We start from the raw sequence: 250 nt of genomic DNA on the forward strand, positions 1-250 counted from the left end.
TTGGAATGGCCGCCCAATGTAATCTTTTTCACGCCGGAGTGGGGCGTTTATGAATTTCCCGAAAAGTCTTGCGTGATCTATGGCTGGGGCTTTTCCCAGGCTCATCTGACCGAGTCGCCCCTGCGCAATTTTCCTGGCAAACTCCCCGGCTTTCAGTATCATTTGATGCTTTTACACGGGACAGTGGAGATGGGGCGGGATTGGGGACATCAGCCTTATGCACCATTGCCGCTAGCTGAATTGGCAGCAG

At 53.2% G+C, this 250-nt stretch carries 1 pseudogene; it reads left to right on the top strand.

The features are described from left to right. Positions 1-250 (top strand): annotated as a pseudogene (locus tag MXD62_RS09220) (DNA repair exonuclease); the annotation flags it as partial.

The organism is Frankia sp. Mgl5, assembly GCF_023242985.1.
Lineage (GTDB): Bacteria > Actinomycetota > Actinomycetes > Frankiales > Frankiaceae > Parafrankia > Parafrankia soli.